This window comes from Mycobacterium stomatepiae, from assembly GCF_010731715.1.
GTDB classification, from domain to species: Bacteria; Actinomycetota; Actinomycetes; order Mycobacteriales; family Mycobacteriaceae; genus Mycobacterium; species Mycobacterium stomatepiae.
Genome location: NZ_AP022587.1, coordinates 2,970,681 through 2,987,951 on the forward strand (window position 1 = coordinate 2,970,681; position 17,271 = coordinate 2,987,951).

11 protein-coding genes and 5 pseudogenes are annotated in these 17,271 nt (G+C 61.8%); 2 read left to right on the forward strand and 14 right to left on the reverse strand.

Annotation, left to right across the window (positions count from 1 at the left end; genetic code table 11):
* From G6N54_RS31630 to G6N54_RS13955, 12 genes and pseudogenes are all read right to left on the reverse strand, one after another.
* Positions 1–2,870 (reverse strand): annotated as a pseudogene (locus G6N54_RS31630) (non-ribosomal peptide synthetase); the annotation flags it as partial.
* A 65-nt stretch (positions 2,871–2,935) separates the two neighbouring features.
* Positions 2,936–3,238 (reverse strand): annotated as a pseudogene (locus tag G6N54_RS31635) (phosphopantetheine-binding protein); the annotation flags it as partial.
* Positions 3,142–4,680: an amino acid adenylation domain-containing protein gene (locus tag G6N54_RS31640; protein WP_408632599.1), complete on the reverse strand. Its 1,539-nt coding sequence runs from the start codon at positions 4,678–4,680 to the stop codon at positions 3,142–3,144. The pseudogene G6N54_RS31635 and the gene G6N54_RS31640, both read right to left, overlap by 97 nt.
* Positions 4,672–5,853, reverse strand: a pseudogene (locus G6N54_RS31645) (condensation domain-containing protein); the annotation flags it as partial. The pseudogene G6N54_RS31645 and the gene G6N54_RS31640, both read right to left, overlap by 9 nt.
* Positions 5,837–7,030 carry a condensation domain-containing protein gene (locus G6N54_RS31650; RefSeq protein ID WP_408632600.1) on the reverse strand — a complete coding sequence of 398 codons (1,194 nt, stop codon included), beginning with the start codon at positions 7,028–7,030 and terminating at the stop codon, positions 5,837–5,839. The pseudogene G6N54_RS31645 and the gene G6N54_RS31650, both read right to left, overlap by 17 nt.
* A 48-nt stretch (positions 7,031–7,078) precedes the next feature.
* The gene (locus G6N54_RS31655) at positions 7,079–7,309 is read right to left on the reverse strand and encodes a hypothetical protein (protein ID WP_408632594.1); all 231 of its coding nucleotides are present in this window, start codon (positions 7,307–7,309) and stop codon (positions 7,079–7,081) included.
* Positions 7,285–7,605 (reverse strand): phosphopantetheine-binding protein, encoded by a 321-nt coding sequence (locus G6N54_RS31660; protein WP_408632595.1) that lies wholly within the window; start codon positions 7,603–7,605, stop codon positions 7,285–7,287. Before G6N54_RS31660 ends, G6N54_RS31655 begins: the two co-directional genes overlap by 25 nt.
* 51 nt (positions 7,606–7,656) lie before the next feature.
* A pseudogene (locus G6N54_RS31665) lies at positions 7,657–8,942 on the reverse strand (amino acid adenylation domain-containing protein).
* 6 nt (positions 8,943–8,948) lie between these two features.
* Complete coding sequence (locus G6N54_RS31670) at positions 8,949–10,490, reverse strand: condensation domain-containing protein (RefSeq protein WP_269475886.1); 1,542 nt, start codon at positions 10,488–10,490, stop codon at positions 8,949–8,951.
* Positions 10,491–10,677: 187 nt separating this feature from the next.
* Complete coding sequence (locus G6N54_RS13945) at positions 10,678–10,929, reverse strand: MbtH family protein (protein WP_163790646.1); 252 nt, start codon at positions 10,927–10,929, stop codon at positions 10,678–10,680.
* Between the two features lie 578 nt (positions 10,930–11,507).
* Positions 11,508–11,912, reverse strand: a complete 405-nt coding sequence (locus G6N54_RS13950; protein WP_163790647.1) for a hypothetical protein — start codon at positions 11,910–11,912, stop codon at positions 11,508–11,510.
* Positions 11,913–12,227: 315 nt separating this feature from the next.
* Complete coding sequence (locus G6N54_RS13955) at positions 12,228–13,118, reverse strand: GAP family protein (RefSeq protein ID WP_232073701.1); 891 nt, start codon at positions 13,116–13,118, stop codon at positions 12,228–12,230.
* Positions 13,119–13,439: 321 nt separating this feature from the next.
* On the opposite strand from G6N54_RS13955, the gene G6N54_RS13960 reads away from it, so the two are divergent.
* Entirely contained in the window at positions 13,440–14,723 is a 1,284-nt protein-coding gene (locus G6N54_RS13960; protein ID WP_163790648.1) for a glycosyltransferase, read from the forward strand.
* An 8-nt stretch (positions 14,724–14,731) separates the two neighbouring features.
* On the opposite strand, the pseudogene G6N54_RS13965 reads toward G6N54_RS13960, so the two are convergent.
* Positions 14,732–15,040: pseudogene (locus G6N54_RS13965) on the reverse strand (GMC oxidoreductase); the annotation flags it as partial.
* Positions 15,041–15,445: 405 nt separating this feature from the next.
* On the opposite strand from G6N54_RS13965, the gene G6N54_RS13970 reads away from it, so the two are divergent.
* A complete protein-coding gene (locus G6N54_RS13970; protein ID WP_163790649.1) occupies positions 15,446–16,696 on the forward strand; it encodes a cytochrome P450 in 1,251 nt (416 codons plus the stop codon).
* On the opposite strand, the gene G6N54_RS13975 is transcribed toward G6N54_RS13970, so the two are convergent.
* Positions 16,662–17,270, reverse strand: a complete 609-nt coding sequence (locus G6N54_RS13975) for a TetR/AcrR family transcriptional regulator (protein ID WP_264078226.1) — start codon at positions 17,268–17,270, stop codon at positions 16,662–16,664. The genes G6N54_RS13970 and G6N54_RS13975 overlap by 35 nt on opposite strands.
* Between the last annotated feature and the right edge of the window lies 1 nt (position 17,271).

Sequence of the window (17,271 nt, forward strand, 5' to 3'; positions counted from 1 at the left end):
CGACGGCAACCGCCGCCCCAGCTCCTCGCGCACCACCACCGAATCCACCATCCCGGCCACGGATTCGGTGACATAACCGACCAGCCGCTTGACCCCCGGCGTGTCCTCACGCGCGATCACGACCGCCTGATCCACACCCTCTAAACCAGCAAGTGCTGCGCGTACTTCACCCAACTCAATGCGATACCCACGAATCTTGACCTGCTCATCAACACGCCCCACATACCGCAACTGACCATCCGGACCCCAGGACACCACATCCCCAGTCCGATACATCCGCGCACCCACACCCCCAAACGGGCACGCCACAAACCGCGAACCAGTCAACCCCGACCGACCCACATACCCCACACCCACACCACGACCAGCCACATACAACTCACCGGCCACACCCACCGGCACCGGACGCAACCACCCATCCAGCACCAACAACGCCGCCCCCGACACCGGCCCACCAATCGGCGCCACACCCGATTCCGGCACCAACGGTGCACTGATGGCCACACACATCGTGGTCTCGGTTGGGCCATAAGCGTTGAGCATCACCCGGCCGGTCGCCCACCGATCCACTACCTCAGGCGGGCAGGCCTCACCGACTGCGACGACGGTCACTGATTCCAAACCCCGCGGCGACAACGCCGCCACCGCCGACGGGGTCTGAGTGAGCACGTCGACTTTCTCGTCGACCAACAAGGCCTGGAAATCCTGCGGCGAGGACACCACCTCCTCGGGCACCACGACCACCCGCCCCCCACGCAGCAGGGGCCCAAAGATCTCCCACACCGACACATCGAATGCCAACGAATGGCACTGAGGCCAAACACCCTCGCGTGGCAGGCTGGAATCCAGCGAGTCGATCAGGTCGGTGACGTTGTGATGCGCAATCCCAACACCTTTGGGGGTGCCGGTGGTGCCCGAGGTGTAAATGACATACGCAATATCGTCAGGAGCCGGACCCGCGGTCACCGCGGTCGCCGGTTGAGCCGCGATCGCCGGGTCATCAACATCAATGACCCACAGATCACGGCCAGCCAGACCCTCGAGGCGCTCAGCAAGGACCGCTGTGGTGATCACCGCGACCGGCGCGGCATCGGTGAGCACGAACTCGATGCGGGTATCAGGCACACTGGGATCGATCGGGACATAGGCCGCCCCGACTTGAGCACCCCACAATCGCGGTGATCGCCTCAACTGAACGCGGCATCACCAACGCCACACACTGCCCAGCCCCACACCACGGCCAACCAACCACTGCGCCACCCGGTTTGAAGCCTCATCCAGTTGCCGATACGTCAACGACGCACCAGCGAAACTGACCGCCACCGCCTCTGGGACGCGGGTGACCTGCTGGGCGAACAACGCCGGCACCGACACCGGTACGGGACCCACCACCTCGAGCACGTCGCGGTTACTCCACCGATCCAACCGCGCCCGCTCACCAGCCTCGAGCACCTCGATCGACGACAACCGGACACCCGGCTCAGCGGTCATCGCCTCCAACACCCGCTGCAACCGCTCGATCAACGTTTCGATCGTGGCGGGGTCGAACACATCAGTGCGAAACTCCACCGACCCCTCGATCCCGGCGGGTTCACCCGTGGCAGTCCAACGTTCAGCCAACGACAACGACACATCCATGCGCGCGGTGCGCGTCTGCACCGGCACCGGAGTCAACGTCACATCACCTAACGCCAAACCCCCCGCCGAATCATCAGCACCCAAACCGAGGTTCTGCCACGCCAACATCACCTGAACCAACGGATGATGCGCCATCGACCGCGTCGGATTCAGGTGCTCCACCAGGACCTCAAACGGCACATCCTGATGCTCGAACGCTTCCAAACTGCGGGTACGGACTTGACCCAACAACTCCCCCACCGTCAGATCCGCACCCAGATCCACCCGTAACACCAACGTGTTAACGAAAAACCCGATCAACGGCTCCAACGCCGGATCACGACGCCCGCGATCGGGAACCCCACCGCCACATCAGAGCTGGCACTCAGCTGCGACAGCAACACCGCCAACCCAGCCTGAACCACCATGAAACTCGTCGCGTTATGCGCACGCGCCACCGCAGCGATCCGCTGCTGCAACGACACCGGCCACACCACGGGCACACTGGCTCCGCGCTGATCAGCGACCACCGGATACGGCCGATCCGTGGGCAACACCAACCGCTCAGGAAGCCCCGCTAACGCCTGGCGCCAATACGCCAGCTGCCCCGCGATACGACTACCACTATCCGCGACATCACCGAACTGAGCATGCTGCCACAACGTGTAATCGACATACTGCACCGCCAACGGCTCCCACCCCGGAGCCTGCCCGCCACAGCGCGCGGTATACGCCGCACCCAAATCCGCCACCAACGGTGCAATCGACAAACCATCAGCAGCAATATGGTGAGCCACCGCCACTAACACATGCTCGACATCACTGACCCGGAAAAGCTTCGCCCGCAACGGAATCTCACGAGCCAAATCAAAACAATGCAACACCACCGCTTCAACGGCCCGCTCAAGCTCACCGGGCGCCCACCCCGCGGTATCGACCACGTCCCACCCGAAAACAGCATCTTCGGCGGCCACCACGACCTGGCGCGGGACCCCGTCAACCACCGCAAACACCGTCCGCAAACTCTCATGACGAGCCACCACATCAGCAAGCGCGGCCCCCAACACCACCGCATCCAACACCCCACTGATCCCCAACACCGTCGGCATGTTGTACACCGGCGACGGCCCCTGCAACTGATCCAGGAACCACAACCGCGACTGCGCAAACGACAACGGCACCACCTGCGGACGCGGCCGCGCCACCAACGGCTCCACCACACCCCGACCACCAGCTGCATCCAGCCGGGCCACCAACCCGCCACCGTGGGCGCCTCAAACACCGCACGCACCGAAAGACCCACACCCAAACCAGAATTCACCGCGGCAACCACACGCATCACCGACAACGAATCCCCACCCAGATCGAAGAAGGAGTCATCAACCCCGACCCGCTCCACACCCAACACTTGGGCGAAAATCCCGGCCAGGATCTCCTCAGCGGCGCTTTGCGGTGCCCGATACCGTTGCGCATCCCCATATTCAGGCGCCGGCAACGCCCGCACATCCAACTTGCCGTTGACCGTCAACGGCAACACATCCATAACGACCACAGCCGCGGGCACCATATACGACGGCAACCGCCGCCCCAGCTCCTCGCGCACCACCACCGAATCCACCATCCCGGCCACGGATTCGGTGACATAACCGACCAGCCGCTTGACCCCGGCGTGTCCTCACGCGCGATCACGACCGCCTGATCCACACCCTCTAAACCAGCAAGTGCTGCGCGTACTTCACCCAACTCAATGCGATACCCACGAATCTTGACCTGCTCATCAACACGCCCCACATACCGCAACTGACCATCCGGACCCCAGGACACCACATCCCCAGTCCGATACATCCGCGCACCCACACCCCCAAACGGGCACGCCACAAACCGCGAACCAGTCAACCCCGACCGACCCACATACCCCACACCCACACCACGACCAGCCACATACAACTCACCGGCCACACCCACCGGCACCGGACGCAACCACCCATCCAGCACCAACAACGCCGCCCCCGACACCGGCCCACCAATCGGCGCCACACCCGATTCCGGCACCAACGGTGCACTGATCGAGGCAAACACCGTCGCCTCGGTCGGGCCATAAGCGTTGAGCATCACCCGGCCGGTCGCCCACCGATCCACCAATTCAGGCGGGCAGGCCTCACCACCAAGCAGCAACGCCACCGATTCCAAACCCCGCGGCGACAACGCCGCCACCGCCGACGGGGTCTGAGTGAGCACGTCGACTTTCTCGTCGACCAACAAGGCCTGGAAATCCTGCGGCGAGGACACCACCTCCTCGGGCACCACCACCAGCCGCCCCCCATGGAACAGGGCACCCCAGATCTCCCACACCGACACATCGAACGCATACGAATGCCACTGTGACCACACACCCTCACGAGGCAGTCTGGAATCCAGCGAGTCGATCAGGTCGGTGACGTTGTGATGCGCAATCCCAACACCTTTAGGCACACCGGTGGTGCCCGAGGTGTAAATGACATACGCAATATCGTCAGGAGCCGGACCCGCGGTCACCGCGGTCGCCGGCTGAGCCGCGATCGCCGGGTCATCAACATCAATGACCCACAGATCACGGCCAGCCAGACCCTCGAGGCGCTCAGCAAGGACCGCTGTGGTGATCACCGCGACCGGCGCGGCATCGGTGAGCACGAACTCGATGCGGGTATCAGGCACACTGGGATCGATCGGGACATAGGCCGCCCCCGACTTGAGCACCCCCACAATCGCCGTGATCGCCCGAGCACCACGCGGCATCACCAACGCCACACACTGCCCAGCCCCCACACCACGGCCAACCAACCACTGCGCCACCCGGTTTGAAGCCTCATCCAGTTGCCGATACGTCAACGACGCACCAGCGAAACTGACCGCCACCGCCTCTGGGACGCGGGTGACCTGCTGGGCGAACAACGCCGGCACCGACACCGGTACGGGACCCACCACCTCGAGCACGTCGCGGTTACTCCACCGATCCAACCGCGCCCGCTCACCAGCCTCGAGCACCTCGATCGACGACAACCGGACACCCGGCTCAGCGGTCATCGCCTCCAACACCCGCTGCAACCGCTCGATCAACGTTTCGATCGTGGCGGGGTCGAACACATCAGTGTCGAACTCGAGACGAAGCGCCAATTCATGGCCGGGAGCAACCTGAATCGACAAGGGATAATGGTTGTATTCACGGCTGCTAAACCCGGTGATCGCTAACCCGTCAGCACCCAGCGGGGCCTCGGTATCGACCGGGTAATTCTCAAACGCAAACAACGTGTCGAACAACCGGTCATGCCCGGCCACCCGGTGGATCTCGGTCAGCGAAAGATACTGATGATCCAATACTTTCACGTGCTCATCGGTGAGCTGCTCCAACAACTCGATACTCGTCGTCGCCGCGGTGATCGTGGCGCGTACCGGCACGGTGTTGATCAACAACCCGACCATCGATTCCACACCCACCAACTCGGCCTCACGCCCGGAGACCGCAATACCGAACACCACATCCTGGTGACCGGTCAACGACACCAACAACTGCGCCCAACCGGCCTGAAGCACCGTGTTGACCGTGGTGTGACAACGACGCGCCAACACACCGATCGCCTCAGTAAGCTCAGCGGTGAGTTCACACGATTCAATTCCGCGTTGCCCCAACACCATCGGCTCAGACGGACCCACCAACGTCGGAGTCTGCAACCCGGCCAACACTTCACCCCACGCAGCCCGAGCACGATCGAGGTCTTGCTCAGCCACCCACGTCACAAACCGGCGATACGGCGTCGCCACCGCCAACCGCTGCCCGTAATAACTAGCAAAGATCTCCTGCAACAAGATCGGCAACGACCAGCCATCCAACACGATGTGATGATTAGTCAACACAAACCGGTACTGATCTGGTGCCGTGCAGATCAACGCCACCCGAGAAGCCGGCTGATGCTCCAGATCACACACCGCGCCACGCTCAGCCGCACACACCTGCTCAATCTGCACCTCAACATCACCAGCATCAGCAGCGCAAGCCGTGAGGTCTACATACCGCCACCCCACCACAGGATCGGCCGAAATCACCTGCACCGGCTGATCGAACTGCTGGCTAAACCGCGCCACCAAATGCGGGTGACGACCCACCACCACAGCCACCGCATCACGCAACCGACCCACATCAAGAGCCCCCCGTAACGCAATATCGAGCTGCACCGCATACACATCACCGTGATCCCCCACCGCGCTGTGATCCGCCTGGGCGATATTGGCGTGAAAAGCAGCCCTGCTGCAACGGAGTCAACGGCAACACATCAGCCACCACACCCACTGACACCAACTCATCAATCTGCTGCTGACTCAACACCACCGGCGCAATATCAGACGGGGTCAACCCACCCCCGCCACCACGAACACACGCACACATCCCGGCCAACGCCTCAAACCACAACTCACTAAGCCGACCAACCGCCGCCTCATCGACCACCGAAGGCGCCCACATCCAGTTCGCACTCAGCGACGGGCCAGCAGCACCATCGATAGTGACCGCATTGAGTTCCACCGAGTGCGCCAACGGCATCGGTATCGCCCCAGTAACACCCACCGAGGACACACCCTGCTCACTGAAAAGCCATAACTCATCGGACAACTCGCCCGGGCCCGCACCCACACGCCCCAAATAGTTGAACCCGATGGTGGGTTCAGGCCCCGACAATTCCACCTCAGGGTTCAGATACCGCAACAACCCATACGTCACACCATCAGGCAACGCCCGTAATTGTTCTTTGACGTCTTTGATCACCGCACCCAACGCGGGATCCCCGGCCACCACCTGCGCCCACGACAACCCACCCAGCCTCAACGACACCGGATACTTCGTCGTGAACCACCCCACCGTGCGCGACAAATCAACATCACCAGCAAGCTCTTCGTGACGGCCGTGACCCTCAACATCAATACCCACCGGCACACCATCACCAGCACCAAGGAACTGCGCCCACGCCAACCCGTACGCAATCAACAACATGTCGTTGATCCCCGCATGAAACGCCGCCGGCACCTCACCCAACAACATCCGAGTCGTCTCAACATCCAACGACGCCGACAACCGCCCCGCCGTAGCAAACGTATCCACACCCGGCGTCACCGCCGCCAACACCGCCGGGGTGTCCAACACCTGCTCCCACACCGGCAGCTGCGCAACAACCTCAGGCGCTAACGCATACTCGGCCAACACCGAGGACCACCGCTGAAACGACGACCCCGACGCCAACAACGCAATCGGCGCACCAGCCCGATGCTGAGCCCACCCAATATTGATGTCTTCCAACAAGATCCGCCACGACACCCCATCAACAGCCAAATGATGCACAATCAGCACCAACTGAGCCGTCGAGGCCACCCACAACGCGCTGAGCATCACCCGGCAGCCGGATCCAACCGCGACCGCGCCCCTACCAACGCCTCATCACTGAGCACATCCACCGACGCCACACACCCGCGGCATCCACCGACCCGCCGGCGGCACCCACAACGACCAACCACCCACACCATCGTCATCCACACGCAACCGCAACATCGCATGCCGATCCAGCAGCGCCTGCACCACCACCACCACATCAGCCAGGCCCACCCCGGCTGGAGCCGACACCACCACCGTCTGGTTGAACTGCCCTACCGGGCCATCCACACCCTGCAACCAACGAATGATCGGGTCGCCACCACCGACCCCACACCCTCATCAACAGCCACCTCACCGGCAACCCCCACCACCCGAGCCAACCGCGCCACCGACTGCTCCACAAAAATGTCCCGCGGCCGACACACCAACCCCGCCGCACGAGCATGCCCCACCACCTGCATCGACAAGATGGAATCCCCACCCAGATCGAAGAACGAGTCATCAACCCCGACCCGCTCCACACCCAACACGGGCGAAAATCCCGGCCAGGATCTCCTCAGCGGCGCTTTGCGGTGCCCGATACCGTTGCGCATCCCCATATTCAGGAGCCGGCAACGCCCGCACATCCAACTTGCCGTTGACCGTCAACGGCAACACATCCATAACGACCACAGCCGCGGGCACCATATACGACGGCAACCGCCGCCCCAGCTCCTCGCGCACCACCACCGAATCCACCATCCCGGCCACGGATTCGGTGACATAACCGACCAGCCGCTTGACCCCGGCGTGTCCTCACGCGCGATCACGACCGCCTGATCCACACCCTCTAAACCAGCAAGTGCTGCGCGTACTTCACCCAACTCAATGCGATACCCACGAATCTTGACCTGCTCATCAACACGCCCCACATACCGCAACTGACCATCCGGACCCCAGGACACCACATCCCCAGTCCGATACATCCGCGCACCCACACCCCCAAACGGGCACGCCACAAACCGCGAACCAGTCAACCCCGACCGACCCACATACCCCACACCCACACCACGACCAGCCACATACAACTCACCGGCCACACCCACCGGCACCGGACGCAACCACCCATCCAGCACCAAAAAACCAAGATGGCTCAACGGCACACCAATCGGGGAAGCACTGCTGTCGACATCGCCGAGCGTGACCTCACGAAACGACGCATGCACCGTCGTCTCGGTGGTCCCATACATGTTGATCAACCGCGGCAAACCCGCATGGTTGTCCAACCACGCCCCCAGCCGCGCCGGCTCCAACGCCTCACCAGCGAACACCACAGCCTCAAGCGTGAGTTGACTCGCCAACTCACGCTGCGACACATCAACACTTTGCAACGCATAAAACGCCGACGGGGTCTGACTCAACACCGTGACCTGCTCGGCCACCAACAACGCATGGAAATCCTGCGGCGAGGACACCACCTCATCAGGCACCACCACCAGCCGGCCCCCACGCAGCAGAGCACCCCAGATCTCCCACACCGAAAAGTCGAAGCTATTGGGTGGAACTGCGTCCACACACCCTCACGAGGCAGTCTGGAATCCAGCGAGTCGATCAGGTCGGTGACGTTGTGATGCGCAATCCCAACACCTTTAGGCACACCGGTGGTGCCCGAGGTGTAAATGACATACGCAATATCGTCAGGAGCCGGACCCGCGGTCACCGCGGTCGCCGGCTGAGCCGCGATCGCCGGGTCATCAACATCAATGACCCACAGATCACGGCCAGCCAGACCCTCGAGGCGCTCAGCAAGGACCGCTGTGGTGATCACCGCGACCGGCGCGGCATCGGTGAGCACGAACTCGATGCGGGTATCAGGCACACTGGGATCGATCGGGACATAGGCCGCCCCGACTTGAGCACCCCACAATCGCCGTGATCGCCCGAGCACCACGCGGCATCACCAACGCCACACACTGCCCAGCCCCACACCACGGCCAACCAACCACTGCGCCACCCGGTTTGAAGCCTCATCCAGTTGCCGATACGTCAACGACGCACCAGCGAAACTGACCGCCACCGCATCACCGACCCGGGCGACCTGCTGGGCGAACAACGCCGGCACCGACACCGGTACGGGACCCACCACCTCGAGCACGTCGCGGTTACTCCACCGATCCAACCGCGCCCGCTCACCAGCCTCGAGCACCTCGATCGACGACAACCGGACACCCGGCTCAGCGGTCACAAGGCCGTCAAAAGCTAGCTCCAAACGGGCCACGTGCATGGCGATCTCATCGTCGGTGTAGCGATCTGGATTCCACCAGAAGTCAATTCGCGGCACGCCGTCACTCAGGCGGGGATAGACGTTGACCGAAATGTCTTGTATCGGGAAGATGGTCAATACATGACTCGCCGCTTCCGAAGAACCGAAACGAAACGGGGCCGTGAAGTCCAGTATGTTGATGAACGGACCGAACTCGACGTTCATGCCAAGACGAGTAGCATCGGCAACCAGGTTCGGCCAACGACGGAACTGTTGATGCCGCAACGCACCGATCAACGCCGTCGCGACCTGGTCAGTCAGTGCACCGATGGTGTCGCTTTCATCGACGCGGATGAGCAGCGGGACCATATTAGAGACCATGCCCGCAGATTTTTTCAGCGCCGCAGTTGTACGAGCAGAAACCGGCAACGACATCCAAATATTCTGGCGCCCTGTTGTTTTCGAAATGAAGGCCGCAACCGTCGCAACTACCCTCGCGACATGGAGCTGGTCGCCCTGGTTGTTCGGCAGTCGATGTTTGCATACCACTTCATGTACCAATGGATGACACGGTGCCACCGACCTATTTGCCCCTGTCAGATCGGTGACATCGAGCGGTCCACGCACCACGGTCTTCCAGTACTCCGCGTCGATGGCACTGCGTGAAGATTGCTGGTACTTCCGATCGGCGTCCCGGATCAAAGCAAACTCGGAAAAGTCGACTTTGGTAGTGACCGCAGCTGACCCCGAGTAGACGGCCGCAATATGCCGAATGATGTTGTTGGCGCCATATGCGTCACAGAGGACATGGTGCGCACGCAGGTAGAAGAACGACAGATTGTCGGTGATCCGCAGCAGCGCGAACTCGGTGAGTCGGTCACGGAGTAGATCAATAGGCTGGCGGTATTCACTTTCCATCCAGCTTCTCGCGGCCGCTCGCGGGTCATGCTCCGCGCGAAAATCGATACAGTGTGCAGTCTGCGGAAACGAGCGGTCGACCATGAAAACCGGCTCGCCGTTATCGTCCAGCGCCAACCGCGCGCATGGTGTGCCAAAACGCGCTGCCGCGGCTTGGCATGCAACCGACAGTCTCTCGAGGTCGACAAAGTGGTCGATCGCTACATAGCCGGCAAAGTTATAGGGAACTTCGGGCTGGAGTTGTTGGGCAGCCCATATTGACCACTGCGCAGCAGTTAGAGGCCCCAGGACGTCCGGATGCGTACCGAAATCGAGCATATGAAAACGAGCTCCCTAATTTTTGCCGTCAGACGTAAATCTGAAATCCCCACGTCTTTGAGTTGGCTTATCGCACAACGCAAGACGCGGCCCCTAACCTCGACAAGGACGCCCGCTGGACGACTCGCTTAAACGAGTCAGACACGTGTCCACGGATCGCCCTGACTTGCCCGTCTACATGTTGGCGTTAAGAGACCTGTCCCTGCGGACGCCATACGTCAGACTGAGTGCCTGTTAACCTCTCGCGCAAACTTCTCGCCCGTATGTCAGGCCAGTTCTGTTCGATATAGTCCAGACACGCAGCACGATCCGCCTCGCCGTAAACCACCCGCCAGCCCGGTGGGGTAGCAGCGAATACCGGCCACAGACTGTGCTGCTCTTCGTCGTTGACTAGGACGAGGAAGCTGCCCTTCTCGTCGTCAAAAGGGTTGCTACTCAACTATTCTCCATGATGTCAGCCCGATGGGTTCGGAGCATGATCCGGCGACTCCACATGGGGCCGGTCACGAGATTCACCCTATATGATCTAGCACACTATATACAATAGTTTCCATAGTATGCACTACTCGACGTAGCCGAAGGGCCGCGTTTCTCCGTTAGATGGGCCTCGGTTACGCAGCTTGACTGGCCGGCGTGGTCACGATGGCCTTGAATTCTAGCCGGATCAACCGTACGAGAGCGGTTCTGGGGCGAGGGCGGTACTAGGCCCGCGCGATCCGGGGGACGATGGCGATCATCATTTACTCTCGGGCGGCCCATCGGCGATGGTCGAGCGTGTTCTTGTGCAGCTGGCTGAAGAAGCTCGTTGTGGCCACATGGTCACTGGGAGCCGTAGACCGGGTCATTGATCCGGCCATCTCGCTGCGACCCCGTGTGTGCACCAATTATCTTGGCCTGAAGTGAGTTGGATAGGTATCCCGCGCTCCCTATTGTCCGGGTGACCGGCCGGAGCCGCGGTGGTGATCACCGATCGCGTGGTAGGCATCTCGCAGGAGAGAATGCGGTCTTTGAACGCCGTCACATGGCGTAACGTAGTGGCGATGTCGGCATCCGACCTCCTCCGATCAGTCCTAAAACAGACGACAGCATGTCCCCCAATCGGTGGACATCACGAGGCTTCCCCTGGCCCTTTTCGTTCACAGTCGCTGTGCTGCAGCACTTTTTAGCACTAACGCGATTCTCGCCGACAGGTAAGGATCGGCGCACCGAGTGTAGCTGGTTTTTCGATCCCTCCGGGGCGTACAACGCGATCAGCACGGAGATCGCGGCGACGAGTACAGCCATTGTGATCGCTGACGCATGCATGCCCGTGCCGAATACGGTCTTGCCGAGCTTGGCGCCCTGCGGCCCAGGTAGCCAGCCAACTCGAACGGCCTTGGCCATTCCCAGCGCGCCGCTCATCTTCCGCGACGTGTCGTTCACCTGCGGATACAACCCCTGCTTCTCGTCGGTGACCGCGCCAGCGATTGCCGAAGTCGTTGGTGCCGTGCAGATTCCGATTCCAGTGGCTGGAATCAGTGCCGGACAGGCGAATTGAGAGACTCGAATGTAAGTCCAGCCCCGTACATGCACACGAAACCTACCTCCATCAGTAGTGCGCCGATGACCCACCGCATACAGATTCCCAAGCGCGGTCGTCGTGCAATGGCGCTGCGGGCGTCAATGGCCGGTGGGAGATTGACGGTTCGCTAATACCGGGGGGTCCCGGCGACAAGATCAACGATCTGCCGTCCCCGCTCAGAAGATGGCTAAACCCCGGATAGCTAGCGAGATACCGAGCAAGGTGAAGGTGGCCACCACGACGTGCTGACGATGCGCCAGCGCCCAGTCGTGCAACAACTGCAGTACAGCTTGAGTTTTCGCTGGAGCCGCTAGATGACTGATAAACACGATCTCGACAACCGCGAACATGCCGACAACGAAAACCACGAGAGCGCTGGCCACGGTGCCGATTGCAGCTCCCGACGCCGCGACGACCGCGAGTAAGAATGGGAGGCTGTCGAGGGGCGGCCCCCCCGTAAACAGACCGACCAGATACGCGACCCACACGGATCCGTTTACCCACGCATCGTGAGCACGCCCGCGCAGCCGCAGAATTGTAGATCCGCCTTCGGTCGCCCGACCCTGGGCGCGGTCCAACGGTTGCGAGATCGCGGTCTGTGTAGTCGTATCCGGGAGAAGCACCGGCATGTGACCACCGGGGGTCGGCTGCGGTGCTTGCTGACGTGTGCGCCACCGCAAGCGCACGGCCAGCAGTGCAGCAATGGATAACATCAGAACAGCGATGCCGATTTGAATGTAATGGACGCCGGAACTGCTGGTGGGGTTGGCCCAATCGTGCGCATGCGAACTAAACGTGTGTGTGACCTGAAGCAACGTCAGGGGAATCACGATTGTCGGAATACACGCCGTCAGGCCGCCCGCCCCGTAGACGAGTAGGTTCTGCACTGGCCGTGGCCGGGAGATCAAGAGAAGAGTAATGCTGAGACGCACCGGATCGAGCGCAGCCAGAAGTGTCAACAGCAGCACTGCCCCCCACATGGCCGGAAACAGTACCCTATTGGCTTCACCACCTTCCTGGCGGCTCTTTGGGACGCGGTCATCCGTAGTGCAGTCTCGCGCGGCCATGCGCGAATTTCCTCGCGCTGTCGAAACTCTTTGGGGCTAGCGCGATTTGCGCGAAAGGTCTGACGCGATGATCGGGAAGAAGGGAGTGCTTCATTCGACCTTCCGTGCTCAGCGTACGCGAGGTGAGGCCTAGGACCGGGTGGCAGCAGCGCCGAATGGAGTCGTCGATGCCCATAGCGCCCACCGGCAGTCGTGCAACCGTGCGACGAGGTAGCCGTTGGAACCGCGGTATCGGGCTCAGCTATGGGAGGCTGGGCCGAGAGGCTAGGCTCCGCTTCAATTCATAGAACGCATACGCGAATTGAAGACATGGAACCGACGATGAAATTTGCACTGGCGAGCTACGGAACTCGTGGCGATATCGAGCCCTGTGTTGCTATCGGCCGCGAGCTCCTGCGTCGCGGGCACGACGTCTGCATGGCCGTGCCACCCGACTTGGTTGAGTTCGCCGAGGAAGCCGTATCCACCGTGGTCGCTTTCGGGCCGAATGTGCAGTCGATTGTGGACGCGCACCGCGACTTCTGGACGAATTTCTTCGGCGGCTTCTGGAGAATCCGACGACTGATCAGGTTGCGGCGTGAAATTGAGGAGCCCGCTCTGCAGTGCTGGGAGGATATCTGCGCCACGATGGCGTCGTTGGCAGCGGACGCGGATCTGCTCGTCACTGGTGTGAATTTTGAACAAGTCGCTGTCAACGTCGCGGAGTACTGTGACATTCCCTTGGCAACACTGCATCTCTTTCCATTGCGGCCAAACGGTCAACTCATTTCGGTCCTGCCGGCGGGGTTGGCCCGTGCCGCAATGACACTGTACGAGTGGATAGCTTCGCACCTACAGAAGAACCTTCAGAACCTACAGCGCCGCAGATTGGGCCTGCCCAAAGCCACCGGGCGGTTGTCGCGCAGGCTCGCCGAACGTGGAGCGCTGGAAATCCAGGCTTACGACGAGGTTTGCTTCCCCGGGCTGGCCGACGAATGGGCAAAATGGAATGGACAACGGCCGTTTGTCGGTGCTCTGACAATGGACTTGGCGACTGATGCCGACACGGACGTCATGTCGTGGATTGCTGCGGGATCACCGCCTATTTTCTTCGGTTTTGGCAGCATTCCAGCCAAATCCCCGGCTGACACACTCGCCGCGATCACCGCGGCCTGCAGTCAGTTGGGCGAGCGGGCACTCATTTGTTCTGCCGCGACCGAGTTCGGCAATGTTTCCCACGCCGACCATGTAAAGGTAGTGAGCACAATGAATTTCGCGGCCGCCTTTTCTTCCTGTCGCGCGGTCGTGCACCACGGTGGCACCGGCACCACGGCCGCGAGCTTGCGTGCCGGAGTCCCCATCCTGATCCTTTCGACGGACATTGACCAAACAATGTGGGGCGCTCAGGTCAAGCGCCTCAAAGTCGGTACTGCGCGGCGTATGTCGAGCATGACCAAAACGACGCTAGTTGCGGACCTTCGCACCATCCTCGCCCCGGAATACGCCACTCGGGCGCGCGAAATCGCCGCTCAGATGACTAAATCAGTCACGAGCGTTGTGACTGCCGCCGATCTTGTCGAAGATCTCGCGCGCGGGCACTCGATCACTAGATCTCATCAGCGCTAGTCCGGACGATGCTGCGACGTCGCCCACTCCGGTGGGCCGACACATGCTGCCGCGCTGGCGAGTTCACGTGCCAGCTCGCTGCCGCGGCACAGCGCCGCGACATCCTCGGGCTCGCTGTCGTAACGGTGCTCGATGAGCGGGGGTACGGCCGGATCCGCCGACACCAGCGAGATGCGCCCGCGCGCCCGCGGCTGCACCAGCGCGACCCCGAGATGCGGCCAGTCGGGATGTCCCGCGGTACCGTCGCCGGTCATCGCGACGAACCCGCCCGTGTACGGCCTGATCTCGATGTCATCGGCGGCGGTATTGAGCATCACAGCATTCAGTTATTCGATTCGATCGAAACGACACACCCCGCGTCAGTCATCAAAACTGCTATGGCACAGCCGATTCCGAAGGTTCGGCATATAATAAGAGGACCTACGGCATCCTAGGCCGACCCGTTGGCGGCCGGGCCTTTTCGATGGCCCTCATTTATTCGAAAACGTCGGACCAAAAGTCATGCGGCGAAGCACGCACTACCCTAAGGCGCGGCCGTAAGCCCGGTCGTCGGCGCAGTTGAGCAACGGGTCGGTCAACAGCCGTTCGACCAGGCCTCGCGAGCAGGTTAGATAGTCGATTTCGAATAGGTGGAAGGACAGCGGTCCTTCGCCGATGGCCGCCGCGCACTTACCGTCGGATTTATGGGCAAATCCGGGCGAAGCCCGGGCAGGGGAGGACTAATGAGCACACCAGTTGTGAATGCCGCCGCGAAGGTGCTCACCGACCCGATCGCCTACACCGACGACGGAAGTTTCCATGCGGCGCTGGCCCAGTTACGAGAACATGCGCCAGTTTCGCTGGTCGATCATGCGCCCTACCGGCCGTTTTGGGCCATCACCAAGCACGCTGACGTGATGGCGATCGAGCGGGCCGACGACTTGTTCATCAACGAGGCCAGGACGGTGCTGGCTCCCGCCGAAGTCGAGGCGCTCGCTCGCACCCGGCTCGACGCCGGGGTGGGGCTGCGCACGCTGGTCCACATGGACGGCTCCGAGCACCGGGCGTTTCGCGCGATCGGCGCGGACTGGTTTCGGCCCAAGGCAATGCGAGCGCTGCAGGCTCGCGTTGCCGAGCTTGCCAAGATCTATGTCGACAAGATGATGGCCGCGGGCGACGAGTGCGACTTCGTCCAAGAGGTCGCGGTGAATTACCCGCTGTACGTGATCATGTCGCTACTCGGGCTGCCGGAATCGGACTTTCCCCGGATACTCGCGCTCACCCAAGAGCTCTTCGGCGTCAGCGACGCCGAACGTCAACGCGGCAGCACCCCCGAGCAGCAGCTCGAGGTAGTGCTGGAGCTTTTCGACTACTTCACCGCGCTCACCGCGTCGCGGCGCGAACAGCCAACCGAGGACCTGGCTTCGGCGATCGCCAACGCCAAGGTGCACGGCAAGCCGTTGTCCGACGTCGACGCCGCGTCCTACTACATCATCGTCGCCACCGCCGGACATGACACCACCAGTTCGACGATCGCCGGCGGCCTGCGGGCCTTGATCGAAAACCCGGATCAGCGAAAGCGATTGACCGACGAACTGGCACTGATGCCGATGGCCGTCGAACAAATGATCCGATGGGTCACGCCCGTCAAGGAATTCATGCGCACCGCCGTCGAGGACACCACAATCCGTGGAGTGCCGATCGCGAAGGGTGAATCGCTATATCTGTCCTACGTGTCGGCCAACCGCGACGAGGACGTCTTCGACGAGCCGTTCCGCTTTGACGTCGGCCGGGATCCGAACAGGCACTTGGCATTCGGCTACGGTGTTCATTTCTGCCTGGGCGCGGCGCTGGCCCGCATGGAGCTGAGCGGCCTTTTCACCGAACTATTGCCACGGCTGAAATCCATTGACCTCAATGGAGAACCGGAACTGGTCGCCACGACGTTCGTCGGTGGATTCAAGCACCTGCCGATTCGATACTCGCTGCGCTAGCCCTCCCTTGCGCGCGCTGAACGTGCAAAAACCCATCGACGGCCGCAAGCGCGCATTCCCGATAGTCGAAGTCCGGCAGCGTGGACAGACGCCCCAGCACCAGCGGACCGATCAGCAGGGCGATGGCCCGGGACCGGTCGACCTCACCGAGTTCCGCGGCCTCCGGACTGTCGAATAACGCGTCGAACGGCGCCGCGTACTGCTGGGCGATGCGTTCGCGAAGCGTGGTGATCGCCGGGCTGTCGGTGGAACTGCCGCGATGGGGCTCGGGCAGTTCCTCCAGATCACGGCCCAGAGACAGCCAGGACATGGCCGTCATGACCGCGGGCGCTTGGGCCACCGATTCAGCCTGGGCGAGCACTAGAGCGATAAGCCGATCCCGCAGCGAGCCTTCGTCGGGCGGAATCGGAGACGGCGGTATCAGGCTGTTGAACGCCGCGGCCAGCAAATCATTTCCACTGGGGAAGTGGCGATACAGGGTAGCTCGTGCCACGTTGGCGGTACGGGTCACCGCTTCCACGGTCACCGCACTGGGGCCACCGGTGCTGAGCAGCGACGCGGCAGCTTCCAGCAAA

Bases quoted from the DNA above. Each gene is read 5' to 3' on its own strand.
- G6N54_RS31640 (WP_408632599.1), bottom strand. From the start codon at position 4,680: ATGACCGCTGAGCCGGGTGTCCGGTTGTCGTCGATCGAGGTGCTCGAG.
- G6N54_RS31650 (WP_408632600.1), bottom strand. From the start codon at position 7,030: ATGCTCAGCGCGTTGTGGGTGGCCTCGACGGCTCAGTTGGTGCTGATT.
- G6N54_RS31660 (WP_408632595.1), bottom strand. From the start codon at position 7,605: ATGCGCAACGGTATCGGGCACCGCAAAGCGCCGCTGAGGAGATCCTGG.
- G6N54_RS31670 (WP_269475886.1), bottom strand. From the start codon at position 10,490: ATGCTCGATTTCGGTACGCATCCGGACGTCCTGGGGCCTCTAACTGCT.
- G6N54_RS13955 (WP_232073701.1), bottom strand. From the start codon at position 13,118: ATGGCCGCGCGAGACTGCACTACGGATGACCGCGTCCCAAAGAGCCGC.
- G6N54_RS13960 (WP_163790648.1), top strand. From the start codon at position 13,440: ATGAAATTTGCACTGGCGAGCTACGGAACTCGTGGCGATATCGAGCCC.
- G6N54_RS13970 (WP_163790649.1), top strand. From the start codon at position 15,446: ATGAGCACACCAGTTGTGAATGCCGCCGCGAAGGTGCTCACCGACCCG.